The organism is Paraburkholderia sp. FW306-2-2C-D06C, assembly GCF_058781505.1.
Window position 1 is genome coordinate 55,789 of record NZ_JBYSWU010000031.1, and the last position, 25,359, is coordinate 81,147.

20 protein-coding genes are annotated in these 25,359 nt (G+C 64.4%); 13 read left to right on the forward strand and 7 right to left on the reverse strand.

Annotated elements, in window-relative coordinates:
• Nucleotides 1-30: 30 nt before the first annotated feature.
• The 4 genes from AC3WLT_RS22670 (at nucleotide 31) to AC3WLT_RS22685 (ending at nucleotide 6,362) form a co-directional block, all read left to right on the forward strand.
• Nucleotides 31-3,129, forward strand: coding sequence for an efflux RND transporter permease subunit (locus tag AC3WLT_RS22670; protein WP_492593923.1), 3,099 nt, complete (start codon nucleotides 31-33; stop codon nucleotides 3,127-3,129).
• Between the two features lie 73 nt (nucleotides 3,130-3,202).
• Complete coding sequence (locus AC3WLT_RS22675) at nucleotides 3,203-5,239, forward strand: bifunctional DedA family/phosphatase PAP2 family protein (RefSeq protein ID WP_492593924.1); 2,037 nt, start codon at nucleotides 3,203-3,205, stop codon at nucleotides 5,237-5,239.
• A 21-nt stretch (nucleotides 5,240-5,260) separates the two neighbouring features.
• Nucleotides 5,261-5,434 (forward strand): hypothetical protein, encoded by a 174-nt coding sequence (locus AC3WLT_RS22680; protein ID WP_492593925.1) that lies wholly within the window; start codon nucleotides 5,261-5,263, stop codon nucleotides 5,432-5,434.
• Nucleotides 5,435-5,438: 4 nt separating this feature from the next.
• On the forward strand, nucleotides 5,439-6,362 hold the full coding sequence (locus tag AC3WLT_RS22685; RefSeq protein ID WP_492593926.1) for an N-acetylmuramoyl-L-alanine amidase: 924 nt from the start codon (nucleotides 5,439-5,441) through the stop codon (nucleotides 6,360-6,362).
• Nucleotides 6,363-6,417: 55 nt separating this feature from the next.
• On the opposite strand, the gene AC3WLT_RS22690 is transcribed toward AC3WLT_RS22685, so the two are convergent.
• The 4 genes from AC3WLT_RS22690 to AC3WLT_RS22705 all read right to left on the reverse strand — a co-directional run bounded on the left by AC3WLT_RS22690 (nucleotide 6,418) and on the right by AC3WLT_RS22705 (nucleotide 12,675).
• Entirely contained in the window at nucleotides 6,418-7,302 is an 885-nt protein-coding gene (locus tag AC3WLT_RS22690; protein ID WP_492593927.1) for an N-acetylmuramic acid 6-phosphate etherase, read from the reverse strand.
• A 295-nt stretch (nucleotides 7,303-7,597) separates the two neighbouring features.
• Complete coding sequence (locus AC3WLT_RS22695; RefSeq protein ID WP_492593928.1) at nucleotides 7,598-10,477, reverse strand: bifunctional YncE family protein/alkaline phosphatase family protein; 2,880 nt, start codon at nucleotides 10,475-10,477, stop codon at nucleotides 7,598-7,600.
• A gap of 345 nt (nucleotides 10,478-10,822) precedes the next feature.
• Nucleotides 10,823-11,203: a fluoride efflux transporter CrcB gene (crcB, locus tag AC3WLT_RS22700; RefSeq protein WP_115101867.1), complete on the reverse strand. Its 381-nt coding sequence runs from the start codon at nucleotides 11,201-11,203 to the stop codon at nucleotides 10,823-10,825.
• 269 nt (nucleotides 11,204-11,472) lie between these two features.
• The gene (locus AC3WLT_RS22705; protein ID WP_492593929.1) at nucleotides 11,473-12,675 is read right to left on the reverse strand and encodes an ammonium transporter; all 1,203 of its coding nucleotides are present in this window, start codon (nucleotides 12,673-12,675) and stop codon (nucleotides 11,473-11,475) included.
• A 423-nt stretch (nucleotides 12,676-13,098) separates the two neighbouring features.
• Between AC3WLT_RS22705 and AC3WLT_RS22710 the strand changes: the two genes are divergently transcribed.
• On the forward strand, nucleotides 13,099-14,850 hold the full coding sequence (locus tag AC3WLT_RS22710) for a sensor histidine kinase (protein ID WP_492593930.1): 1,752 nt from the start codon (nucleotides 13,099-13,101) through the stop codon (nucleotides 14,848-14,850).
• Nucleotides 14,851-14,901: 51 nt separating this feature from the next.
• Here the strand turns inward: AC3WLT_RS22710 and AC3WLT_RS22715 are convergent, their stop codons facing one another.
• Both AC3WLT_RS22715 and AC3WLT_RS22720 read right to left on the reverse strand, forming a co-directional pair.
• Nucleotides 14,902-15,228 carry a hypothetical protein gene (locus AC3WLT_RS22715; protein ID WP_492593931.1) on the reverse strand — a complete coding sequence of 109 codons (327 nt, stop codon included), beginning with the start codon at nucleotides 15,226-15,228 and terminating at the stop codon, nucleotides 14,902-14,904.
• Between the two features lie 162 nt (nucleotides 15,229-15,390).
• Nucleotides 15,391-15,972: a DJ-1/PfpI family protein gene (locus tag AC3WLT_RS22720; protein ID WP_492593932.1), complete on the reverse strand. Its 582-nt coding sequence runs from the start codon at nucleotides 15,970-15,972 to the stop codon at nucleotides 15,391-15,393.
• 292 nt (nucleotides 15,973-16,264) lie between these two features.
• Here AC3WLT_RS22720 and AC3WLT_RS22725 point away from each other — a divergent pair, with 292 nt between their 5' ends.
• The 4 genes from AC3WLT_RS22725 to AC3WLT_RS22740 all read left to right on the forward strand — a co-directional run bounded on the left by AC3WLT_RS22725 (nucleotide 16,265) and on the right by AC3WLT_RS22740 (nucleotide 20,907).
• The gene (locus AC3WLT_RS22725; protein ID WP_492593933.1) at nucleotides 16,265-16,741 is read left to right on the forward strand and encodes a BCAL1086 family glycoprotein; all 477 of its coding nucleotides are present in this window, start codon (nucleotides 16,265-16,267) and stop codon (nucleotides 16,739-16,741) included.
• Between the two features lie 100 nt (nucleotides 16,742-16,841).
• Nucleotides 16,842-17,297: an Rrf2 family transcriptional regulator gene (locus AC3WLT_RS22730; RefSeq protein WP_492593934.1), complete on the forward strand. Its 456-nt coding sequence runs from the start codon at nucleotides 16,842-16,844 to the stop codon at nucleotides 17,295-17,297.
• A 144-nt stretch (nucleotides 17,298-17,441) separates the two neighbouring features.
• Nucleotides 17,442-18,089 (forward strand): NAD(P)-dependent oxidoreductase, encoded by a 648-nt coding sequence (locus tag AC3WLT_RS22735; RefSeq protein WP_492593935.1) that lies wholly within the window; start codon nucleotides 17,442-17,444, stop codon nucleotides 18,087-18,089.
• A gap of 205 nt (nucleotides 18,090-18,294) precedes the next feature.
• A complete protein-coding gene (locus AC3WLT_RS22740) occupies nucleotides 18,295-20,907 on the forward strand; it encodes a mechanosensitive ion channel domain-containing protein (RefSeq protein WP_492593936.1) in 2,613 nt (870 codons plus the stop codon).
• A gap of 67 nt (nucleotides 20,908-20,974) precedes the next feature.
• Here the strand turns inward: AC3WLT_RS22740 and AC3WLT_RS22745 are convergent, their stop codons facing one another.
• Nucleotides 20,975-21,631 (reverse strand): cysteine dioxygenase family protein, encoded by a 657-nt coding sequence (locus AC3WLT_RS22745; RefSeq protein ID WP_492593937.1) that lies wholly within the window; start codon nucleotides 21,629-21,631, stop codon nucleotides 20,975-20,977.
• 137 nt (nucleotides 21,632-21,768) lie between these two features.
• Between AC3WLT_RS22745 and AC3WLT_RS22750 the strand changes: the two genes are divergently transcribed.
• The 4 genes from AC3WLT_RS22750 to AC3WLT_RS22765 all read left to right on the forward strand — a co-directional run.
• Nucleotides 21,769-22,236 carry an Lrp/AsnC family transcriptional regulator gene (locus tag AC3WLT_RS22750; protein WP_492593938.1) on the forward strand — a complete coding sequence of 156 codons (468 nt, stop codon included), beginning with the start codon at nucleotides 21,769-21,771 and terminating at the stop codon, nucleotides 22,234-22,236.
• A gap of 2 nt (nucleotides 22,237-22,238) precedes the next feature.
• A complete protein-coding gene (locus AC3WLT_RS22755; RefSeq protein WP_492593939.1) occupies nucleotides 22,239-22,535 on the forward strand; it encodes a glycoside hydrolase family protein in 297 nt (98 codons plus the stop codon).
• Nucleotides 22,532-22,951 carry a lysozyme inhibitor LprI family protein gene (locus tag AC3WLT_RS22760; protein ID WP_492593940.1) on the forward strand — a complete coding sequence of 140 codons (420 nt, stop codon included), beginning with the start codon at nucleotides 22,532-22,534 and terminating at the stop codon, nucleotides 22,949-22,951. The genes AC3WLT_RS22755 and AC3WLT_RS22760 overlap by 4 nt, the downstream gene beginning before the upstream one ends.
• 1,100 nt (nucleotides 22,952-24,051) lie before the next feature.
• Nucleotides 24,052-25,359: G1 family glutamic endopeptidase (locus AC3WLT_RS22765; RefSeq protein ID WP_492593944.1), on the forward strand; the 1,308-nt coding region annotated here is incomplete at its 3' end.

Here is a 25,359-nt window from a genome sequence, read left to right on the forward strand (position 1 = left end):
TTCGCCCACACCGCACACTTCTGGCCGCCGATGCTCAACGCCATCATCCGATTCTCGCTGCGCTTTCGCGGTGTCATTTACGCGCTGGCCGTGCTGCTGGCCGGCTATGGCCTCTATACCCTCACGCGCGCGAAGCTCGATGTGTTTCCGGAGTTCGCTCCGCCGATGAGCATTGTGCAAACCGAGGCGCCCGGCCTCACGAGCGAGCAGGTCGAGACGCTGGTGACCCAGCCTGTCGAAAACGCGCTCGCCGGCATGGTCGGCCTGCAGTCGATGCGGTCGAAGTCGCTGCAGGGCCTGTCCGCGATCACGGTGGTGTTCGATAGCCGCGCGAACCTGCTGCAGGTCCGGCAACTGGTGTCCGAGCGCGTCAACGCGCTGGCCGCGACGCTGCCTGCGGGCGTGCAGCCGCCGAGGCTGCTGCCGCTCACGACCGCGACGAGCGTGGTGCGCACCATTGGCTTGACGTCGAAAACCCGTTCGCTGATGGACCTGTACGACATCGCGCAGTGGACGGTCAAGCCGCAACTGTTGAGCGTGCCTGGCGTCGCGGACGCCATCGTGTTCGGCGGCGATACGCGGCAGTTGCAGATTCAGGTCGATCCGGCCAGGCTGATGCGCTACGGGTTGTCGATCCAGGACGTGATCGCCGCGGCCCGGACGTCCACCGGCGTGCGCGGCGCGGGCTTCATCGAGAGCGCGAATCAGCGCATCGCCATCAATACCGATGGACAGATCCGGACACCCGACGCCATGACCGGTGTGGTCCTGCGCTGGAGCAATGGCGCAGCCGTGCGGCTCGGCGACGTCGCGACCGTCACCTGGGGCAGCGCCCCCCCGGTCGGTGCCGCATCGATCATGGGCACGCCCGGCGTGATGCTGGTCCTCGAAAGTCAGTACGGCACCAACACGCTCGCCGTCACGAAGGACATCGAGAAGACGCTCGCCGCGCTCAAGCCGGCACTGATCCAGCAAGGCGTCGACCTGAATGCGGACGTGTTCAGGCCAGCCAACTTCATCGACGCGGCGGTCGGCCACCTGCGCACCGCGCTGCTGGTCGGCGCGGTGCTGGTGATCGCGGTCCTGTTCCTGTTCCTGCTCAATGTCCGGACCGCGGTGATTTCAGCCGTCGCGATCCCGCTCTCGCTGCTGGTCGCGATCATCGTGCTGACGTCGTTCGGCGTGAGCCTGAACACGATGACGCTCGGCGGCCTCGCGATCGCGCTCGGTGAAGTGGTCGACGACGCGATCATCGATGTCGAGAACATCTACCGTCGGCTGCGCGAGAACCGCACCCGGCCCGCGCCATTGGCGGCGTTCCGCGTGGTGTTGCGCGCCTCGCTCGAGGTGCGCAGCGCGGTCGTATTCGCCACCTTCATCGTGATGCTGATCTTCCTGCCGGTGCTGACGCTCTCGGGCATAGCCGGCAAGCTGTTCGCGCCGCTGGGCGTCGCCTACATCCTCGCGGTGCTGGCGTCGCTCGGCGTCGCGCTCACGCTCACGCCGGCGATGGCGCTTGCGCTGCTGGCGCGCGGGCCGCTGCCGGCTCACGAGCCGCGCCTGCTGACGTGGCTGAAGGCGCGCTATGCCGCGTTGCTGCTGAGGGTCGAGCAGCGCGTGAAGACGGTGATGGTGGTGGTCGCGGTGATGTGCATGGCGGCTCTGGCCGCGCTGCCGTTTCTGCGCGGCAACTTCATTCCTGAGCTACGCGAGGGGCACTACATCGTGCACATGGGCCTGGCGCCTGGCACGTCGCTCGCCGAATCGATGCGCATCGGCACGCAGGTGTCGCAGGCGCTGATGCACGTGCCGGGGGTGCGACTGGTCGCGCAGCGCGCTGGCCGCGCCAACGAGGTCGTCGATCCGGTCGGCGTTCAGCTGAGCGAGTTCGAGGTCGACCTCGAGCCGATGAGCGCGGCCCGGCAGAGTGCGATCCTGTACCGCATCCAGGATACGCTCGCCCGCTTTCCGGGCCTCACCACCTCGGTCAATACATTTCTGGTCGAACGGATCGACGAGACCATTTCGGGCGTGACGGCGCCCGTTGCGGTCAACGTCTTCGGCGACGACCTCGATGTGATCGATCGCAAGGCGCAGGACATCGCCCGGCTGCTCGGCACGATCCGCGGCGCGGCGAGCGTTCGGGTGGAATCGCCGCCGGGCATTCCAGAGCTTGACGTCAGACTGAAGCCTGGCCCGTTGAGCCGCCGGGGCTTCCGGCCAGTCGACGTGCTCGACGCGATCCAGAGCGCCTATCAAGGCAGCACGGTTGCACAGACTTATGAAGGCAGCCGACCGTACGACGTCACCGTGATTCTCGCGCCCGATGCGCGCAGGAATCTGGCCGACGTCGGCGCGCTGATGCTGCGCAATCCGGATGGGCTGGCCGTGCCGTTGCGCGAACTGGCGAGCATCGGCCAGGTTTCCGGCCGGTACCAGATCACGCACGACGGCGGACGGCGGATGCAGACGGTCTCCGTTAACCTCGGCAGCCGGGCGGTGAGCGATTTCGTGAGCGAAGCGCAGGTGCGTGTGAATCGCGACATCGTGATGCCCAAGGGCACCTACGCGGTGTTCTCGGGCGAAAGTGAAGCGCGCACGCAGTCGCAGCGCGACCTGCTCGCGTATGGCGCGATGTCCATCGTCGGCATCGCACTGCTGCTGTTCCTCGCGATGAAGAGCCGGCGCGGGATCGTGCTGGTGATGGTGAACCTGCCGTTCGCGCTGGTGGGCGGGGTGCTGAGCGTGCTGCTGACAGGCGGCGACCTGTCACTGGGCGGCATGGTGGGTTTCGTCACCCTGTTCGGCATTTCGCTGCGCAACTCGATCATGCTGATCAGCCACTACGAGCACCTGGTGCACGTCGACGATATGGCATGGGGCATGGAGGCGGCCGTGCGTGGTGCGTCCGAGCGGCTGGTGCCGATCCTGATGACGGCGCTCGTGACCGGGCTCGCCTTGCTGCCGCTTGCACTGACTAGCGGGGCGGCCGGCAACGAGATCGAGGGGCCGATGGCGATCGTCATTCTCGGCGGACTGACCACCTCCACGATCCTGAACCTGATCGTGCTGCCGACGCTCGCGTTGCGCTATGGCCGCTTCGAGCGCGACACGCTGGCGGAGCCTTAAGAAACCTGCAGCCGCCGCATCGAGCGGGTGATCAATGCACTTTCGCGAACCCCGCATCTAACCGGAGCCGCATATGCACGCGTTGCTCGCCAGCATTGGCGCCCATCCCTGGATTGTGCTCGCCGTCGTCTTCGGCGTCGCGTGCGTGGAGTCGCTGGCCGTCGTCGGGACCTTCATCCCCGCGGCCATCGTGATGTTTACTGCAGGCGCGCTGGTCGGAGCCGGCGCCTTGAACGGATGGGTGACGCTTGCCGTCGGCGCACTCGGCGCCGTAGCGGGCGACGGGATCAGCTTCGAGCTTGGTCACCGGTATCACCGGGAAGTGCGCGCGTGGTGGGTGGCGAAGGGACACGAGGCCGTCTGGGAGCGTGGCGAGCGTTTCGTTCAACGGCACGGCGGGAAAAGTATCGTGCTGGCCCGCTTCTTCGCGCCCGTGCGCGCGATCGTTCCGCTGGTCGTCGGCGCGGCGCACATGCCGCGGCGCAGGTTCTATCCGATCAACATCGCGTCGGCGCTGGCCTGGTCGCCGACGCATATCGGCCCGGGGATCGTGTTCGGCGCGTCTGCGCAACTCGCCGAAGCGGTCAGCGGGCGCCTTGCCGCGATGTTGCTCCTGCTGGCGGCACTGCTCTGGCTGGTCGTCCGGCTGACGCGTCTGGGGCTTCAGCGCGGCGTGCCGCTCGCCAGGACCGCTTCCCAACTGGCTCTACGACGCCTAAGTCGCCGGCATCCGCGGCTGGCGAGCCGGTTATCGGGCCTCGGCGATCAAGGCCGACCTGAGGCGCAGACACTCCTGGTGCTGGCGCTGCTCTTCATTGGCAGCGTGTGGCTGTTTCTGGGGATCCTGCAGGACGTGTTCGCAAACGATCCGCTGGTTCGCGCCGACACCATCATCTACAGCTTCCTGCAGACGTTGCGGACGGCGCCGACCGACTACGTGATGGCAGGCGTGGTTGAACTGGGCGCATACGATGTGGGTCTGGCGGTAGCCGCCGCCGTTCTTGCCTGGCTCATCGTGCGGCGATGCTGGCGCACGGCAGGCTACTGGATTCTCGCGGTCGGGATAGCGGGGGCCTTGAGTCCGGTGATCGAACCCGGGCATGATTATGCGCGACCGTTCGCGTGGCAGGCAGGCGCTGCGCATGCGCCGTTACCCAGCGGCGATGCCACGTTCAACGTGCTCGTGTACGGTTTCCTGGCCTGGCTGCTGGTGCGCCGGCAAGCTCCCCTCTGGCGCGGCGCCGTCATCTCCGTCGTCGCCATCTGGATCGCGCTCACCGGGTTTGCCCGCCTGTATCTCGGGCAAAACTGGCTGGCGGACGTGCTGGGCGGCTGGAGCCTGGGGCTCGCGTGGTTCGCGGTACTGGCCGGTGTCTACACGTACAGGCAGGTGCATGACGACGTGCAGCCAGGACTTCTGGCCTGCATCGCTATCGGGGTACTCGCCGTCTTCGGCCCCTGGACGAACCCTGAACGTTTTCAGGCCGATTTCGCGCGATACGCTCCCAGAACACACCCGACCGTGCTCGCGCTCAGCCAATGGACAGACGGAGGATGGCATGCGCTGCCGGGCCGCCGGACCGAGCTGAGCGGCGATGAAGAAGAGTCTCTGCCGTTGCAGTGGGCCGCCAGTTCCAGTGCGATCGCACATCGCCTCGAATCGGCGGGCTGGCAACCGGCACCGGCGTGGTCCGCCACGTCCGCCTTGCTGTGGCTGTCGCCCCAGACATCGGTGGCCGCGTTGCCCGTGCTGCAGAAACTCTCGGAAGGAAACAGCGCTGAGCTGGCCTTCGTGAAATTCGATCCGCGACGGCCTATGAACCGGTTAGTGCTGCGCCTCTGGCGGTCCCGTTACCGCTTGGCGATCGGTACCAGGGCCGATGGTGTGACCGATACGCCGATCTGGTACGGCGCGCTGTACCAGGAAGCCTTCCAGCAACCGTGGCACTTCGTCACGCTGGGCGCCACCACGACCTGGCCGGCGGCCTCTGTGATTCCCGACATGCTCCCGGCGGGCCTGCCGATGTCGAGCCCTTCGGCGATCGAAAACGGGGCGGTGCGGCGCGCGGTGCTGGTCTTGCCGACCACCCCCGACGCACCACCCCATTGAAACGCGGAGCCGCGAACGATCATGACGCACAATGTGCACCAATGCGCTGCCCGGCGGGCCCGGATGGCTGCCGCGACCGAAGTCGGGATGCTGCGGAGTCAACGGCTGGTGGCCGTCGTCGCCTTGCTCGCTGCCTCGTTGAGCGTGGTGGCAGGCGCCGGGTGGGTCGAGGCATATTTCTGGAAAATCAATTAAAGCAATGGCCGACAAGACACCAGCGCCAGATTTCGCACGATTACCGCAACCTGCTCGCCATGTGCGGCTTGCGCGCCATGCCGCTGTAGCACTCGGCACGCTCCTCCTTGCCGCCTGTTCGACCACGCAAATCAATCGCGGCACCTACATCGCCGACACCCGCTACCACGCGCAGCATTCCGACTCCCGCGTGCGTTTCGTCGTGATGCACTACACCGAGATCGACGAGCAGCAATCGCTGCGCGTCCTGACCACCGAAGCCGTCAGCGCCCACTATGTCGTTCCCGACGCGCCGCAGGAGAACAACGGCGAACCGGTCGTCTGGCAACTGGTGCCGGAACCGCAACGCGCCTGGCACGCGGGCGTCAGCTACTGGCAGGGCGCCACCGAACTGAATGCGGCGTCGATCGGCATCGAGAGCGTCAACCGTGGGTGCGGGCCCGTCGATACGCCGCAGGGCTGCGTCTGGCAGCCGTATCCGCCGGCTCAGGTCGATGCGCTGATCCGCCTCGCGAAAGATATCGTCACGCGCTATTCGATCCTGCCGACGCGCGTCGTCGGTCATAGCGATATCGCCCCTCAACGAAAGATCGATCCAGGCCCGCTGTTTCCGTGGAAGCCGCTCTACGACGCGGGCATCGGCGCATGGCCGGATGCCGCGACGGTGGCCGCGCATCTGGCCGGCCGCGATCCCCACGCTCCGGCCGACGTGCGCGGCCTGCAGGAGAAGCTTGCACGCTACGGCTATGAAGTGGCGACTGACGGCGTGTTCGATGAGCGCACGCGCCGTGTCGTCGCGGCGTTCCAGATGCATTTCCGTCCGCGCGATTATGCGGGCAATCCGGACGCCGAAACCGACGCGATTGCCCAAGGGTTGCTGGACAAGTATGTCCCGGCGCCGGCGGCCGATGTGAAAGCGGCACCCTGACGGTGTGACGTCCAACGCGGCCATCGCCTCAAGGTTTTTCGGCAACGGTTTTGCTTCAATCTTCGATGGCGCGGCGCACGCTACCGCCGACAACCGCCAGGTGCGACTCGGCATCTTCGACCGAGATGCCGCGCTTTAACGCGACGATGGCCACTTTGACCTTGAACCCGCAAGACTCCAGCGTCCGGCGCGCCAGGTCACTCGAGGCGCCCGTCGCGCGCATGGTCAAATTGACCGAGCGACGGACCAGCTTGGCGTTGGTAGGCCGCAGGTCGACCATGAGGTTGCCGTATACCTTGTGGAGGCTCACCATCAACGCGCTGGAGAAACTGTTTAGCGCGATCTTCTGGGCGGTGCCGGCCTTGAGCCGCGTACTACCAGAGATGATCTCCGGCCCCGTATCCAGGGTAACGCCGATCTCCGCCTCAACCACGATCGCGGATTGCGGGTTATTGGCAAAGCCGATCGTGAGCGCGCCGGCACGCAGCGCGGCGCGCAGCGCACCGAGCACGTATGGGGTACGGCCCGACGCCGCAATTGCCAGCACCACATCGTCTGGAGAAAGTTGCGTTGCCAGCAGGTCTGCTGCGCCTTGCTCCTCGTTATCCTCGGCGCCCTCAACCGCTTCGGTGACGGCGGTGGCACCTCCTGCCAGCAAAGCAATCGCGCGCGCTTTTGGCCAGGAGAAGGTTGGGTAGAGCTCGACCGAGTCGAGCAGCCCGAGGCGCCCTGAGGTGCCGGCGCCGACGTAGATCAGGCGGCCACCGGCAGCTATCCGGGGTACCGCTGCACGCACCGCGTCAGTCAGTTGGGTACGGCTGGCCCATACGGCCTTCACCGCATTGATCTGGTCTTTAACAAAGGTATCGATCAGACGGTCCACTGGATAAAGATCGAGATTTGTATGAAGTGCGTTCGGAGTTTCGGTATGGTTCGGCATGATGACCTGACTATTGTGCGAAGGTCGGACTGCCCGGGAATGGACATGACTTCGTCATCCAGCTTACGCGCCGTTTCGCTCTTTCGAGATGCGCGCATCTGTTCGCGCGTGACGGACGGGTTCGACCGTGCGAACGAAGCCACCGGAGCGGCGGGAAGGAGAAGCTTCAGCACGCGCACGAGGCGCTCGAGCACCATCGCACCGCCAGCGAGGAGCACCGGGGCAGTTGCTCGTTGAGTTGCAGATGGGCATCTGAATGCCCACCCGCTGACTTCACGATCGACCCATCCGGCGATCAGTCGTCGTCCCGCATCGCCATCTTCTGAGTGCTACCCTTGATCCGCGGATAAGGCTTGCCCCCCATCATGCCCTTCCACAGCACGCGGTTAAACTGATCCGCCGGTACTTCGTCGGCGTCATCGAAATTGAACTTCGCGGTCACCCTGGCCCAGTACGTCGCGTCATGCTTCGGCGCGACGTCTGCGCCGGCCGCAAACTTCGTACCGGCTTCCTCTGTCATCTGGGCCACTTGGGTGGTCTTCAGTACCGTCGAGGCGACGGCCGTGTAATTCCACGAGGCCGAACCATGCACGTCGAACACGTCGGCCATCGGACGCTGGTAGGCGGTGTTGAGGTTCATGTGCTGTGTGCCGAGCACGTCTTCGATCGTGCGCAGCGCATTGACCTGGCTGTAACCCGTCCGAATCACCGCGCCCTGCTTCACGTAGGGGCCGACGATATACGCCGGGCCACGGTGCGAGTCCACATGGTCAGGACCGTCCTGCACATCGTCTTCGGTCACGACGATCAGCGTGTCGTTCGCGTACGGGCTCTTTGCGACCGCTTCAACCAGGCGTCCGACGGCGAGGTCGTTATCGGCCTGCTGCGTCTCCGGTGTGTTCACGCCCGCGAAGGCGGTGCCGAACGAACCCATGTGATCATGGGACAGGCGCACCAGTGACAGAGTCGGCAGACTGCCGCCCGCGACATACTGGTCGAATTCGCGCTTCCACTCGTTGAAACGCCACTGATCCGGATAGTTCTGGTCGAAGCCGCGGAAGTAAGTGTCAGTCAGCGACGCGAGTTTCGGATCGAGCGGCGCGACCTGGACGACGCCCGCTGCGTGCGGATCCGTCACGGGATTGGCCGCGGTGCCGATGCTGCCGATATTCTTCACGAGGAAGCCGTAATTGCGGACCGTGCCGCCGGCCGCGAGTACTGCGTCGAAGATGTAGCCCTGCTGGTGGCCGAACGGTGCGTCAGTCGACGCATGGTTGCCCGTGCCCGTCAGCAGGTTGTCCGTGCCGCCCGTGACGCTGGCCGAGTTGTTGCTGTAGTTCGTGGTGCCGCTGGGACCGGCGGCCGCGTCGCGCTGCTGGACCGTCGCCCAGTTGACGGGCACGTTGCGGTTCGAGCCCTCGCTGTCATATGACAGGCCGCGATTGACCGCCGCATAATTCATCTGCTGCGTGAGCGTCTCGGTATTGGTGACTCGGCCCTGCAGCGCCCACGACCAGCCGTCCATGCTGCCGTCGCCGGGGTTCATGAAATTGTCGAGCGTCACGAACTGGCTCGCCAGACGATGGAAGTTCGGCGTGATGGCCCGGCCAAACTGGCTCAGTCGCGGATCGCCGTTGCTGCCGTTGCCGAGATCGCCGAGGATCTGGTCGTACGTGCGGTTTTCCTTGACGATGTAGATCACGTGCTTGATGTGATTGTGCAGGAAGCCCATCACCTCGTTGTCCTGGTCATTGGATTCCGGGCGATAGAAGTTGTTGCGCGCGACCTGCTGCGTGAGCCGCGGCAGGTCGTTGTCCGTCGGCACTGGCGCACTGACCAGCGATGCGCGCTCGAGCTGGAACTGGTATTCGTTCGACGCGCGCGCGGCGGCGGCCTGTGCCGCGGTGCCGCCCGACAGGTGGTCCGGGTTCGGACCGGTCACGCTCTTGCCGTTCACGACATACATCCACGAACCGTCTGCGCTGAACGTCACGTCATGCGGTTCGAACGCGGTTGGGATCAGGCCGGTAACATGAAATGCGCGCGGGCCGCTCAGCGGAATCACCGCGATCTCGTTGGCGCCGGCATTCGTCGCGTACAGCGTGCCGCCGTCGCGCGACAGCGTCACCGAGTAGGTGCCTGCGCCGGTATGTTCCTGACGGTGGTCGAGCACGCCGGCCGGCGCGCGCGCATCGATCCTGGCCACCACGGTATTCGCGCTGGTATTGATCACCGCGACCTGGTCTGCATTGTCCTGCGCGACGTACAGCAGCGACTGCGATGCGTCCAGCGTCATGCCGAGCGCGTTGCCGTCGAGCTTGATGCGCTTGACCAGGCGGCCGTGTGACGGCGACGAGATATCGATTGCGACGATTTCGCGATCGCGGTCCGACGAGACATAGGCCGTGTTGTTGCCCTTCACGACCACCGCGAACGGATAAGTGCCGCCGACACCGCCCGGCGTGCCCTCGTTGCCGGAGAAGAACGGGCGCAGATCGTGCTCGTAACGCACCGAGTTGGAGGCGGTATCGATCACGCTGATCGAATCGTTGTAGTTATTGGCCACGACGAGCGTCTTGCCGTCGGCCGAAAGCGCGAGACCGCCCGCGTTCGGCTGCACGCCTATCCCCACACCCTTGCCACTATGGCCGAGCGCGATCGTGGCCGACTGCACCCATGCGCCGCCGTGTTGGCTGTAAACCTGGACGACGTCATCATTGCCGCCTGTCGCATACAGCGTGTTGCCGTCGTGCGAGAACACCAGACCCACGAACGCATTCGTCTGGTGGATCACCTGCTTGAGCTGCGGCCGGGTCTTGTTCGCGCCCGACACGTCGTACAGGAAGATGTACTGCGTCGAGTTGGCCGTGTCGACCGAACCGTCGGCGTTGTACAGCGAGTTCTGGCCCGCGGTGATGATCGCGAGCGTCTTGCCGTCCGGGCTCAACTGCGAACGCACGGCTTCGCCAGCCACGAAATTCGGATGGGCCGGCAGGTCCGGATTCAGATATTGCTGGACCGCGCCGCGCACGACCAGCGGCGTGATCGACTGACCGCTGGGCAAGCGTGCGGTGTCGACAGCGCTGAGGTTGTCAGCGTGAGACTGCGCTGCGAGCAGCACGGCCGACATGATGACGCCGAGCCGGAGCCCAGTCACGATATTGTGGGTTTTCATTTTCATAGGATTCCTCATTGCGCAATAGCCATGCCGGACCGGCGACAGGTCTGGCATGACAGGCATGACCCGGCGCCGCTGCGTCGCCGTACGCTGCGCAGATGTGCCGGAATGTAATTTCTGGATATGTCGAACAGGACTTGTCGAGCGAACCTCTCATCGGCCAATGGGGCTTGACCAACAAAGCGGTATTAAGTCACTTCCGAATGTCAGTAGGATGACGTGTTCTAAGCAAGATTCGGCGATTACAGATTGTTACAACGACGATAGCCGGCGGCGCATCCGGCACATCCGGCACATCCGGCACATCCGGCACATCCGGCACATCCGGCGCATCCGGCACTTTCAGCGCGCGAGCAACGCGACGGTCGCGATCCCGAGCACGGTCATCACCAGCGACGCCCCCACGTGAATGACGATCTCGCCGGCGGCCCAGCCGAGCCGTCCGTCCTGTAAGCGCTGCACGACTTCCGCGGAAAAGGTCGAGAAGGTCGACAGGCCGCCCATCAATCCGGTAATGACGAACAGCCGCCATTCCGGCGCGATTTGCGGCGCCCGCGCGAAGCCCGCGACGGCCACGCCGATGATGTAGCCGGCAATCACGTTGGCGGCGAAGGTGCCGAGCGGCAAGCCGGCAAACAGGCCGTTCAGACGGATGCCGAGGAACCAGCGGAAGAGTGAGCCGAGCGCGCCGCCGATGCCGACCGCGAGAATGGACAGATACATATCGATAAGACCTGGCAGCAGTGTCGAATGGGTCGTTGGAGCGGGTTGAGCGCCCGGCCGCCGCGTCCGCCCAGCCAGGGTGAAGCGGAGCCAGGCGAGGCGAGGTTGACCCCCGCAGTCAGCCCGCGGTGGTCCGCAGCTGGCTTACCGCAGGCCTCGCAGCAGTCGAGGCACAGGCGACGAAGCCGCTCCGGCGCGCAAGTCTATCATCGGCGCGATGCCCGCTACAGAGACGGTGTACTCGTAGTGCGCCGGGGCGATATCGATAATCAACCGATGCTCTCGCGCTCGGGGGTCGCCGAAATCTTGTGAATCGACAGATCCGCGCCGTTGTATTCGTCTTCCTGGTCGAGCCGCAGGCCCACCGTCAGGCGAATCGCGCCATACACGAGCGTGCCGCCGAGCGATGCGACCACGATTCCGCCCAGCGTGCCGACCAACTGCGCGCCGAACGACACGCCGCCCATCCCGCCCAGCGCGTGCAAGCCGAAGATGCCGGCCGCCAGCCCGCCCCACGCGCCGCACAGACCGTGCAGCGGCCACACGCCGAGCACGTCGTCGATGCGCCAGCGGTTCTGCACGCAGGTGAACATGTAGACGAACAGCACGCCCGCGATACCGCCCGTCACCAGCGCGCCGAGCGGGTGCATCACGTCGGAGCCGGCGCATACCGCGACCAGTCCGGCGAGCGGCCCGTTGTATGTGAAGCCCGGGTCGTTGCGGCCCGCCAGCCAGGCCGTCAGCGTGCCGCCGACCATCGCCATCAGTGAATTGACCGCGACCAGCCCGCTGATCTTGTCGATGGTTTGCGCGCTCATCACGTTAAAGCCGAACCAGCCGACCGCCAGCACCCACGCGCCCAGCGCGAGGAACGGAATATTCGACGGCGGATGTGCGGCGATGCCGCCGTCGCGGTGATAGCGGCCGTGGCGCGCGCCGAGCAGCAGCACGGCTGGCAACGCGACCCAACCGCCGAACGCATGCACCACCACCGAACCGGCGAAGTCGTGAAACGGCGCACCGAAAACGTGCCCGAGCCAGGTCTGGATGCCAAAGCGCTCGTTCCACGCGATCCCTTCGAAGAACGGGTAGACGAAGCCGACCAGCACGAAAGTCGCGAACAGTTGCGGATTGAATTTCGAGCGCTCGGCGATGCCGCCCGAAACGATCGCCGGAATTGCCGCGGCGAAGGTCAGAAGGAAAAAGAAGCGCACCAGCGCATAGCCGTTGTGCGCCGCCAGCGAGTCGGCGCTACCGAAAAACTGGACGCCATAGGCGATCGTGTAGCCAATAAAGAAATACGCGATCGTCGAGACCGAGAAGTCCACCAGAATCTTGACCAGCGCATTGACCTGATTCTTTTTGCGTACCGTACCGAGTTCGAGAAACGCGAAACCTGCATGCATGGCGAGCACCATCGCGGCGCCTAGCAACAGGAAGAGGGTATCGGTGCCGGTTTTCAAGCTTTCCATCGATGTGTCCCGCTTATGCCAAAAAAGCGGGCAGTGGATGCAAGAAGTGGGCCAAACTTGTGCCTGGAGGCATCGATTAGGTGCAGCGCCGCACCGGAAAGGATTCGTCACGCTCGCAACGGTTGTTATTCAGTTCGGGCAATTAAACGGCATGCACCTTGAAACGCATTCAAAAGCACAAGTTAAGTGCATGATGGTTCCGCTGTGGTCCGTGTGATCCAGATTGGTGCAATTTATTCGATCTGATTTACGTTTTAATTCAAAATCCTGACGGCGAATGCGCATTTCCGGCGCACGGTATCTCCCATTAAGTGGCGAACCTTCGTCCCGCCGCACGCCGTCTTTGTCTTCGCGTTAAAACGCCGACATAATGTGCCGTCCCGGCGCATCCGCTGCCGGGCCACCGAACTCCAATGCGCACGCATGAGACTGACTACCAAAGGCCTGTTGCTGATCGCGATTCCGGCGCTGCTCGAGCTGGCGCTGCTGTCCGGACTGGTCAAGGCTCAGGCGGATGCTGCGCAAGCCGAGCAGTGGGCCATCCATGGCGAAGACGTGCTGCGCCAGACCACCGCGGTTCTCGAACCGGTGCTCAGCGAATCGGTGCGCCTGCGTGGCGCGGTGCTCGCCAACGATGCCCGCTTCGCCACGCCTGTCTCGCTGTGGATGGACGTCGACCGGCGCATCGATCAGCTGGCCGAACTGGTCGCCGACAATCCGGCGCAAGTCGAGCGCGTGGTTCAGGTGCGCCAGACCGTGCAGGCCTATCGCCAGTGGTCGGACCGCATGCAGGACATGCTGCGCTCGGGGCGGCGGCGCGATGTCGTCGAGCGGTTCCGCGATCTGGCGGCGAGCGACGTGCTCGATCGGTTCCGTCAGCAGGTGGTGGCGTTTCAGACCGAAGAGCGGCGCCTCGACACGCTGCGCTCGAATGCCGCCGATGCCGCGCGTGAACGGCAACAGATGCTGGTGGTCGCCGCAGTGTTCGGCTCCTTGCTGTTTGTCGCGCTCGCGGTCTGGCTATTTACGCGCGGCGTGCGCGGCCGTCTCGCGCTGCTGTCCGACAACGCCGGGCGCCTCGCGGGAAATGAGCCGCTCGCGCCGCTCGGCCCGGGCCGCGATGAGATCGCCCGGCTCGATCTGACCTTGCACGAAACCAGCCGGCGCCTGCTCGAAGCCGAGCGCATCCAGGCGCGCTTCCAGTCCGATCTCGCGGGCCGCGCCCGCGAACTCGCGCGCATCAACGAGACCTTGCGGCAGCAGACCCAGGAAAACGAGATGTTCATTTACAGCGTGTCGCACGATCTGCGCGCGCCTCTGGTGAATCTGCAAGGCTTTTCGAAAGAACTGACACGCGCCTGCGACGAACTGCGCGTGGCGGTGCGCCAGTCCTCGCTCACGGCCGAGACCCGGCAGCGCATCGAACGGGTGGTCGACGAGGATATCGGCGAAGCGCTGCACTACTTGCAGACGGCCGTGCTGCGCGCGTCGCACATCATCGACGCGCTGTTGCGGCTGTCGCGCGTCGGCCGTGTCGAGTACCGGCAGCAGAAGGTCGAGGTGAGCGACCTCGTGCCCCGCGTGATCGACGCGATGCAGGCATCGATCCGGGCGCGCCGCGCGCGCGTCATCGTCGATGAATTGCCGGCGGTGTGGGGCGACCCGACCGCGCTCGAGCAGGTGTTCGCGAATCTGATCGGCAATGCGGTCAATTATCTGGATCCGTCGCGCGAAGGCCGCATCGAAATCGGCATCACGCCAGCGCCGCCGGGCGTGCACTCGCTACGGATTTTTTACGTGCGGGACAACGGTCTGGGCATTCCGGCCGTCGCGTTGCCGCGGCTTTTCAACGCGTTTCAACGGTTGCACGGCAATGTGGCGGCGGGCGAGGGGATCGGTCTCGCGCTGGTGCGGCGCGTGGTGGAGCGGCACGGCGGGCGCGTGTGGGCGGAGTCCAGAGAGGCTGAGGGGACGACCTTTTATCTGTCATTGCCCGAAGCCGAGGCGCGCGCGGCGCGTCTGGCGGCCCAGACGACGCATGCCACGCCTGAAGCGGGCGGTCTTCATGAGGTTCGCGACGCGAGGGAGATGCACGGTGGCCGCGACGGCCGCGCCCTGAGCAGCGGCGCCGCTGCGCATACCGCCAATGCGGCGCATGACGTCAGTACGCGGTAGTCAATTCGCGGTAGTCAGTACGCGGTAGTCAATTTAGTCAGTACGCAGCAGTCAATTCGCGTTAAACAGCCGGCGCGGTTTGAGCAGCTTGCTGCCGCGAATCGACCAGTAGCAACCGCAACCCATGAGAATAACGACGCCCGTGAGCGCCTCCTGCGGCGCGGGGCGCAGGCCGAGCACGCCGTCGGGCGCGAACAGGCCGTGCGCGAGGATCAGCAGCGCCGCCCACCACGAGCACGCGGCTTGCACGAGCAGACGCGTGCCGGCCAGACGGCGCGCGCGGTTTTCCCGCGACCAGGCGGCCGGCGTGCGCGCACAGAAAAAAGCAATGGCCGTCAGCGTGACGGCGAGAATGACGATCCAATTAGTCAGTTCCATCGAAAAGGCTCCCAAGTCAACCGGTGACTATAGAAAAGCCTTTCGCTGCAAACTATCTGATTAGTCTCAAATTCTGATGGATTGGCCGTGGGCCGGCCCCCGCAAATGCGGATGAGATGGGCGAGCGCGCGTTGTCGCTAGGACAAGGCGCCCGCCGCTGGATCAGAGTTCGATGCGGGTGCCGAGCAGCACGAGGAATTGGCGCAGCCACTCGGGATGAGCGGGCCATGCGGGCGCGGTGACGAAATTGGCGTCGGTGATCGCGGCATCGACCGGAATGTCGGCGTAATCGCCGCCCGCCAGCTTCACTTCGGGCGCGCAGGCCGGGTAGGCGGAAATACGCTTGCCGCGGATCACGTCGGCGGCGGCCAGCAGTTGCGCGGCGTGACAGATCGCCGCGATCGGCTTGCCCGCTTCGGCGAATTGCCGTACGAGTTCGATCACCTTATGGTTGAGCCGCAAATACTCCGGCGCACGGCCGCCGGCGATCGCCAACGCGTCGTACTGGCGGGCATCGGCGTCGTCGAAGGACGCGTTGAGCGTGAATTGGTGACCCGGCTTTTCGGTGTAGGTCTGGTCACCCTCAAAATCATGGATCGCGGTCTTGATGCGATCGCCCGCCTTCTTGTTCGGGCACACGGCGTCGACCACATGGCCGACTGCCTGCAGTGCCTGAAACGGCACCATCGTTTCATAATCCTCGGCGAAGTCGCCGGTCAAGAACAGAATCTTCTTTGCTGCCATCGCATGCCTCCAATTGATCAACGGAACACATCGAACGCTCATCGAACGCGGATTGAACGCTCTGGCAGTCTACCTCAACGCGTTTGACAGAACCGCGTCGGTTCATGCGGCGGTTCATGCGGCGGTTCATTCGATAGCTCGAGCAATGCGCCTGCCGGATGGCGCCAAGCCGGCTCCGCGAGGTTCGCGTGCAGGCATTGCAGATGCTCGCCGACGAGGCCGTGCGGCACAACGGCGTATCATGGGCGCGTTTTCGCAAGCAGAAGCCGCCCGACGCGGCTCACATCCAGACATGATTTCATCTATTCGTTCGCCGTTGTTGCGCCGTGCCGCTTTTGCCGTTGTCGTGTTGGGCGGCCTCGCGGCTTGCCAGAAGAATGATGCGACGGCAGGACAGGTTGCCGGCAAGCTGAACGACGTCGCGCAAGCCGCCGGTCAGAAACTCGACCAGGCGGCCAGCTACGTCGGCCAGCAGGTTGACGCGACCAAAGCCGCCGCTCAGCAAAACCTCGACTCGGCGGCCTCCGTGCCGTCGATCACGATCGATCCGGCGTCGCTCGCTTCGAGCGCGCAAGCCAATCTGCAGGGCGCGACGGGCGCGGCCAATGCGCAGCTCGGCAAGGCTGCTGCGCTGACCGGTCAGGGACTGGAGACGGCAGGGCGCAAGCTGCAACAATGGTCGGCGCAGAATGCGGGGTCGGCTGGCGCTTCGGCTACCTCGTCGGCATCGAGCGATTCCCGCGATGCGCAAAAGCAGATGGACAAGTGATGCACGGGGGCGAGCCCGTTCGAGGGTTTGGCCATGCTTTGACAAGCGGATTAAATGTAATTACCATGATTACACATTGTCGTCGCCGGGCAGGTTTGCTGTGAATACGAGTAGCCGGTTTGCGTTTGCGGTGCACGTGCTCGCGCTGCTGTCGTTGCAGGAAGGCGTGCCGCTATCGTCGGAGATGATTGCGGGCAGCGTGAATACGAATCCCGCGCTGATCCGGCGGCTGTTGACCATGCTGGCCGAAGCGGGCCTCACCACTTCGCAGCTCGGCGCAGGCGGCGGCGCGCTGCTCGCCCGGGCGCCGGAAGACATCACCTTGCTCGAGGTCTATCGTGCGGTGGACGACGCGCAATTGTTCGCGCTGCATCGCGAGGAGCCGAATCCGGCGTGCATGGTCGGGCGTAATATTCAGGTCGTGCTGCGCGATATCATCGACGAAGCACAGCAGGCCATGGAGGCATCGCTTGGCGCACGCACGCTCGCCGATGCCACCGCAGACGTAGTGCGTGCCGAACGGGCGCGCGAACGCAAGCGGCGCCCGCACGGGTGACGCGACAAAGAAGCTGTATGAGAGGGCGCGTGTCGAGTAATCGGGACACACGCGTCTGATAACGGACGGGGCCGTGGCCCCTCTTTTTTCCGCGTTATATGTAATCAATACGGTTACATATAAGCTAATGACAGGAGCATCGAAATGAGCAAACAGTTGAAAATCGCATTGTTTGGCGCCACCGGCATGATTGGTTCGCGGATCGCTGAGGAAGCCGCCCGGCGCGGTCATCAGGTGACGGCGCTGGCGCGCAATCCGGAGCGCGTGCCCGCCGGCGTGGCGAATCTGCAAGCCGCCAAAGCGGATCTGCTCGACGCCGCCAGTGTCGGCGCTGCGGTGCGCGGCCACGACGTGGTGGCAAGCGCCTACGCGCCGCCGCACGGCGCTGTGGCTGCGCTCACGAAAGCAACCCACGCGCTCGTCGAAGGCGTGCGGGCCGCCGGCCCGAAGCGCCTCGTGGTGGTGGGCGGCGCGGGTTCGCTCGAAGTGGCGCCGGGCAAGCAGCTAGTGGATACGGAAGGTTTCCCCGACGCCTACAAGGCGGTCGCGCTTGCGCACCGCGACGCGTTCGACTACTACCGTACCGTGACCGACCTCGACTGGACATTCTTTGCACCTGCCGCGCTGATCGCGCCGGGCGAGCGCACCGGCAAGTTCCGCACCGGCACGAACACGCTGCTGGCCGACGCCGAAGGCAACAGCCGCATTTCCGCGGAAGACTACGCGATCGCTTTCGTCGACGAGCTGGAGCAGGGCCGTTTCGTCCGTCAGATCGCGACGGTGGCTTATTGAGGGTCGCCGTAGCCATGGCATGAGCGCTGTCACGCGGCCTGCACACAGGGCACGCGCGTGATAAGCGGCGCTCCACGGATGTGAGCACCGGCCCGGCCTCACATTCCGGACATGCGCAAGCGTCCTAACATTCGGTTACGCATGTTCGGTCGCTCGCGGTGCAACTGCGGCTACACTGGCGTCTCCCGTTTTCTTACGGATCGCCATGCAGTCATGCCTGTTGCGGCGTGAGTCCGGGGCTGCGCCGTTCAACGGCGGGCAGCCGGCGACTCGCGCCGCCTTTCATTTTCCTTCTGAACATAGCCCGTGCGGCGCCCGCCGTCGCGTTCGCGCGCACGTCGCGACGTGGCCCGGCGCGTGGTCGGCGATTGTTTGTCTCGCGCTGATCCTGTGCCTGGGATGGCTACCCGCGAATGCCCAGGCCGCCGGCAGCACCCCGGTCATTCCGGCGTTGCAGAGCCTGATCAATAGCGCGACGGTGGCGCCTGCTGCGGCCTCCGGCGCCTCGGCGGCAGAGGCCGCCTCCGCGCCGTCGCCCGCCAGCCAGGCGGAACTGGCGCGCTCGCTCGACAGCGTGATCGCCACGCTCGACAACGACCGGCAGCGCACCGCGCTCGTCGCGCAACTCAAGAAGCTGCGCGACGTCTCGCAGAACGTCGCGCCGCCGACGCCCGCGTCCGCGCAACCGAGTCCCGGCTTGCTGGGCGCGATCGCCTCGGGCATCGCGTCGTTCGAATCCAACGTGCATCAGGGCCGCACGCCGGTGCGCTATTGGGGCGGACGCTTCAATGCGGCCGGCAACGAGCTTTATACGATCATTTCGAGCCAGGGGCATGAGAGCCTCGCCAGCACCGTGCTCTCGATGATTGCGATGCTGGCCGGCTGGGGCGTCTGCGCCGGCGCGCTGATCTATCTGCAGCACCGCTTGTATCGGCGCCTCGGCATCGTCATCGGGCTCAATCCGAATCCCACCACGCGCGAGCTGCTGATTTTCGCCTGGCGCCGCGTCGGGCCGTGGATCATCGCGTTTCTCGCGGCGCTGCTGTTCGTGCGCGCGATGCCCGATGCGCTCGGCCGCACGCTCGGCATGGTGGTCGCCTATGCGATTGTCGCGGGGGCGGTGTTTTCGGCGATCTGCCTGATCATGTTTTCGCTGTTCGGCTCGGGGCATCGGCGGGTCGCGGTGCGTCTCCTGATCGATCACGCGCGGCGCTTGTTGTTCGTGGTCGGCGTGTGCGGCGCGCTCGGCGACGCGGCCGTAAATTACGATGTCGCGCATCAACTCGGATCGAACCTGGCCGGCCTGATTTCGACCGTGGCCAACATGACGGCCGCCGTGCTGACTGCGTATTTCGCGCTGGCGTTCCGCCGCCCGGTCGCGCATCTGATCCGCAACCGGCCCTACCAGCAGCGCAACGATCACAAGGCCGCGACCGACGCGTTCGACGTACTCGCATCGCTCTGGCACGTGCCGGTGCTGGTGCTCGCGACGGCCTCGGTCGTGGCTACGCTCGGCGGCTCGGGAAGCAGCGAAAACGTGCTGCAGATTTCGGTGGTGACGGCGCTGTTGCTGGTGCTGGCGTTTTTCCTGTCGGCCATCGTGCTGCGCATGACGCGCCCGCGCAGTGTGCGCGCGCGGCGCCGCTCGCCGTATTTGACGCGCTTGCTGCGCTTTTTCGGCACGCTGCTGACACTCTTCATCTGGCTGTTTTTCTTCGAACTGGCAGCGCGCTTGTGGGGTTTGTCGCTCGCGGCAGTGATCGAGGAGAACGTCGCCGCGCGCGGTATTGCCCACGCTGTGACGGCGATCATCGCGACCGTGTTCATCGCGTGGCTGTTGTGGATTCTGGTCGACACGGCGATTACCGAAGCGCTCAACCCGGGCAGCCTGCGCAACAAGTCGCGCAATCCGAGCATGCGCGCGCGCACGATGCTGCCGCTGCTGCGCAACGTGCTGCTGGTATCGATCATGACGATCGCCGGGATCGTCACCGCGGCGAACCTGGGCATCAACGTGACGCCGCTTCTGGCGGGCGCGGGCGTGATCGGTCTGGCGATCGGTTTCGGCGCGCAGTCGCTCGTGACCGATCTGATCACGGGCCTTTTCATCATCATCGAAGACACGATTTCGGTCGGCGACTGGATCGACGTCGACGGCGGCCACGCGGGCACCGTCGAACATCTGTCGATCCGCACCGTGCGGCTGCGCGACGGGCAGGGCGCGATTCACGCGATCCCGTTCTCGCAGATCAAGATCGTGAAGAATCTGTCGCGCGATTTTGCCTATGCGGTATTCGAAGTCCGCATGGCGTTTTCGACCGACGTCGATCAGATCACGCAGTTGATCCGTGAAGTCGGCGCCGATCTGATGGCCGACTTCCGTTACCGGCGCGAAATGCTCGGGCCGATCGAGGTGTGGGGCCTGGACCGTTTCGATCCGAACTGGATGGTCGTGAAAGGGCAGATCAAGACGCGGCCGTTGCAGCAATGGAGCGTAGCGCGAGCCTTCAATCTGCGGCTCAAACGCAAGATGGACGAAGCCGGTATCGAGATTCCGGTGCCGCAGATGCGTGTGTACACGTCGTCGAAGGATAGCGAAGGACAACCTCTGCCGGACGACGACTTCCCTGAGTTCGGCGTGCATGGCCATGCGCAGGCGCAGGCCGAAATGGCTTCATCGGTGCGGGCCGCTCATGCCGGCGCCGCGGTGGCGCGCGATGTGTCGCACGAACCGCGTCCCGCGCCGCCGCCGACGGGACAGACCGCGCCGATCCCACCGCAAATTCCCACCGCGGGCGAAGCAGGCGGCAAGAGCTGATTGAATGACGGACGGGTCGGGTCGGGTCGGCGAAGGCTTCGGCTCGCATCGCCATGCATGAGTGCGCCTAGGCGAACGCCTGGGTGTCGGTTGTGTCGGCCGCGCGGACCACGTCGTTGACATGCGTGGCGATCTGCGCGCCCGAGACGCCGTAGATATGCAGCGACACAGCGGGCTCGTTGCTGCCATTGCCCAACTGATGAATACCGCCGCGGCCGCCGCGCACAAACGATACCGCGCCACTATTGCGCGCTTGCGTGCGCGTGGCGCTCGCGCAGTGCCGCGCGCCGTTCCATTCGAATACCGTTTCGCTCAGCGTGCCGTCCAGTACTGCGTAGCCGCACCACGTGTGATGCGCATGCACGGGGCTCGCCTGCTGCGGCAGCCAGACCAGGGCGGCAATGGCATAGCGGCCATGCGGATCGGCGGCCAACAGATGACGCCGGTAGTTTTCAGCCGAACCTTCGCGTTGCGCGGGCGTGAGCAGCGCGGGATCCGCCGCGGCTTGCTTGAGCGCTACGCGCATGGCGCGGGCGAAACAGGCGGAGTCTGACGGCACGGGAACTTTGGCGCAGGCTTCGAAGATGGCGTCGAGCCTGTCGCACAGGCGCGCGAGCGGCGCGCTTCGTTGCGCGCCTGGCGAGGGCGCGTCATTGAGTTCGGCCAACTGCGCGTGGCTGGCGGAGGGGCGGTCGAAGGATGTCGGGCGGAGGCCTTGGTTCATGATGGCGGTGCAGCCGGCGGCTGCTTTCTCAGTATTTTTGGATAGCGACATTTATACCGGTTTGCCCGGAGAAAGAGTTTCCATATAATTCCCCTCGAATTCGTAAAAGTAGAATAATTTCCTATGGGGGTGGATTGATGGGAATGGATATCATCGACCGGAAGCTGCTTGAGTTGTTGCAGGAAGACGCGACTATGCCGATCGCCGAGCTGGCGCAGCGCGTGAACCTGTCGCAAACGCCTTGCTGGAAGCGGCTGCAACGTCTGAAAGAGGCGGGCGTGATTCGCGCGCAGGTGGCGCTTTGCGATGCGCGCAAGCTCGGTGTGGGCACGACCGTTTTTGTCGCGGTGCGGACCAACCAGCACACCGAGGCCTGGGCGCAGACCTTCACGCATGCGGTGCGGGAGATTCCAGAGGTGGTCGAGGTATACCGGATGAGCGGCGAAACCGATTACCTGCTGCGCGTCGTGGTGTCCGATATCGACGACTACGATCGCGTCTACAAACAGTTGATCGCCGCCGTGCCGCTGTACGACGTGAGCTCGAGTTTTGCGATGGAACAGATCAAGTATTCGACGGCGCTGCCGGTGCGCTATCCCGGCTAATCGTGGCCCATACTCGCCAACTGCCTGGCGTTCGACGCAACGTGCGAAGCCACGAACTCACGCAGGACCAGTTCGATGCGCTGGTGAGCTTCGCCTATAACTCCGGCGAAAGCGGGTCGCGCGACACGTTTGTTGCCGCTAATAGCGGCAACAATGCGCTGGTCGCAAGCAACATGGCACTTTGCGTCTATGTGCACCCACGCGACGCACAGGGTCACCGCCTGCCACCGCATCGCGTGAATGGGCTTGTGAACCGCCGCCGCGAAGAGGCTGCGCCATTCAAGCAGGGTGTCCGATGAAGCGCGCGCTCCTGACGCTTGCACTCGCGTGCTCGTCGGCATTTGCTGATACCCCTGATCCCGCTGATGTGATCTCGCAGCAGAGCGGACTGCCGGCGAGCGAGGTGCGAGGCATGCTCGCGAACTGCGACGCGAACCAGACAAGCCTGAACTTCTGCGCATGGCGCGACAGGGTGGTTGCCGAGCAGAAGCTGCAGGACGTCGTCGACGAGAAGGCCGCAAAATCCCCGGGCTGCAAAGCGCGCTTGGAACACAAAATCGCCGCGTGGAAGAAGCGCCGAGATGCAAGTTGCAAGAAATCTGCCGAGGCGGAAAACGGAGGTGGTTCCATCGTGCCGATGGAAATTGCCGCCTGCCAGGCGGCAGAGACCGACCGCATGACGAAGGCCATCGGATCGATCCGCCGATGCAATTGACCGTCAAACCGATGCATTTTCGGTTGCTGTAATACCAAGAAAAAGCATTTGGCGCGAGCGCCCTGCATGCCGGCCGGAAGTTGGTGATCGGCGACAAATATGCTTGTAAAAACGCTGCTGAATGAAGGACTCAGTCAACGCCGAAGCCTTCGTTCGCTGTTACCAGGTGCCCGGTTATCGGCCGCTACGGAAGCTCGACATGGGAGCGGGTTCGGTCGCACTGAGACGGTCGTCATCCGTCTCAGTGCGGCCAACGACGGACTTTGGCCCAAGCTTTCACGGGGACGTTCGAATGGCAGTTCCGATCTGATAGCGGCCTCCCCTAGGTTCTTGCTGCAGCACGTCGTGCACCCCCTCGCCAATACCTCTCGGAAATAGCTGTTCCGTAGGGATCTCCCTTTCATCCTGCCTGACATCGCCATTCAAAATACTCGAGGGAGCGTCGTTTACTTTGCGTATGTTTCGATGATCGCGGCAGGGTTACCGAGTTCATCTTTCCATGTCGCCGGGCTTCGATCCGGGATACATCTGAGCACCATTTCAGGAGCGGGTAAATAAGGCGCCCATTACCGGTGTCTATCCGTTTGACTCCTTGCGCGTCGAGCGGGTATCGGTATTAACCGGAGCCGGCTCGATGGCACGGTAAGGGTAATTGTTCGTGTGTTACGCGTTTTTCACCCATATGGCGACGACGTCGGCTTCGAACGCCCGGAGTCGTTCATCTTTCGTATCGGGAGGTCACAATGCCCCAGACAGTCATGAACATCCACAAGCTCGCAGACACCAACCTTGCGGGCGTGACAGCAATCCGATGGTCCAGGGAGACCGCTGATACACCTCAAAGTCATTCGGAAGCGCTGGCGGACGAACTGCTCGGACCGCTAGATCACTCTAACATGCGGGTCGCGGCGTTTCGTCAGCGACTGCTTCGCAAGCAATGGCCGGATGGCGCACGTATCGTTCCTCATCTCGTGCCGCGTATAGGCGTTACCCATCAACTGACGCCGCCTCAGCGAGTCGCGGACACCGCATTCACGTCGAACAACTGGTCCGGCAGCACGATATCGGGAACCTGGGCGCACGCCGTCGGCATTTGGCGCGTGCCATCGGTGAGCATTCCCTCGACTCCTCCCGGCACAGACTCCGGTTGGGACTCGTCCTCGTGGGTGGGCATCGACGGAACGTACGGTTCGAACGACGTTCTACAGGCCGGCGTGCAGCAGTCCGTCCGTGCCGACGGCTCGAAGACGTACGTCGCCTGGTACGAGTGGTTCGCGCCGAAGGTGGACGGGTCGCCGGACTATATCTACCAGACCAACATCGACAATATGCTCATCGAACCCGACGATGAAGTGTTCGCTGGCGTTCACTATCAAAACGGCCAGGGCTTCGTCATGTTCGGCAATGTGGACCGGGGCGTTTACTTCAGCATCCAACTCGCGGCTCCTCCTGGCGCGACCTTTAACGGCGACAGCGTAGAGTGGATCGTCGAAGCGCCGAACACCGGCGAGCCCGGTACTTCCCTGCCGAGGTTCACGCCTGTGAGCTTCACCGCGGCATTTGGCTCCGACGCGAACAGCACATTGACAGCCGATCCCATCGCCGGTGACACGACCAATATCGTCGCATTCGGAAGAAACCTGACGAGTGTCACCCTGGCGACCGACGCGCTCACGGTGAACTACCTGGATGCCGGGTTTTTCCCGTTGCCTGGAAACGCAGTGTTCGACCATGGAAAGCAGCAGATCGCGGCGGTGTCACGCGCGCCGGGCAATCTCGACCTGTTCGTGATCGGATTCGACAACCACGTCTGGTCCACCTTCTGGAACGACCAGGTCGGCTGGAACGGCGACTGGTTTCCCCTGCCGGGTCAGGCGGTGTTCGACCATGAGAAGCAGCAGATTGCAGCAGTGTCGCGCGCGCCGGGTAATCTCGATCTGTTCGTGATCGGCTTCGACAACCACGTCTGGTCTACCTTCTGGAACGACCAGGCAGGCTGGAGCAAGGACTGGTTCCCGCTGCCGGGTCAGGCGGTGTTCGATCGCGAGCTGCAGCACATCGCAGCGGTGTCGCGCGCACCCGGCAATCTCGACCTGTTCGTGATCGGATTCGACAACCACGTCTGGTCTACCTTCTGGAACGCCCAGGCGGGCTGGAACGGCGACTGGTTCCCACTGCCGGGTCAGGCGGTTTTCGACCGCGAGAAGCAGCAGATCGCAGCGGTGTCGCGCGCACCCGGGAATCTCGATCTGTTCGTGATCGGCTTCGACAACCACGTCTGGTCTACCTTCTGGAACGACCAGGCGGGCTGGAGCAAGGACTGGTTCCCTCTGCCGGGTCAGGCGGTGTTCGATCGCGAGCTGCAGCACATCGCAGCGGTGTCGCGCGCACCCGGCAATCTCGACCTG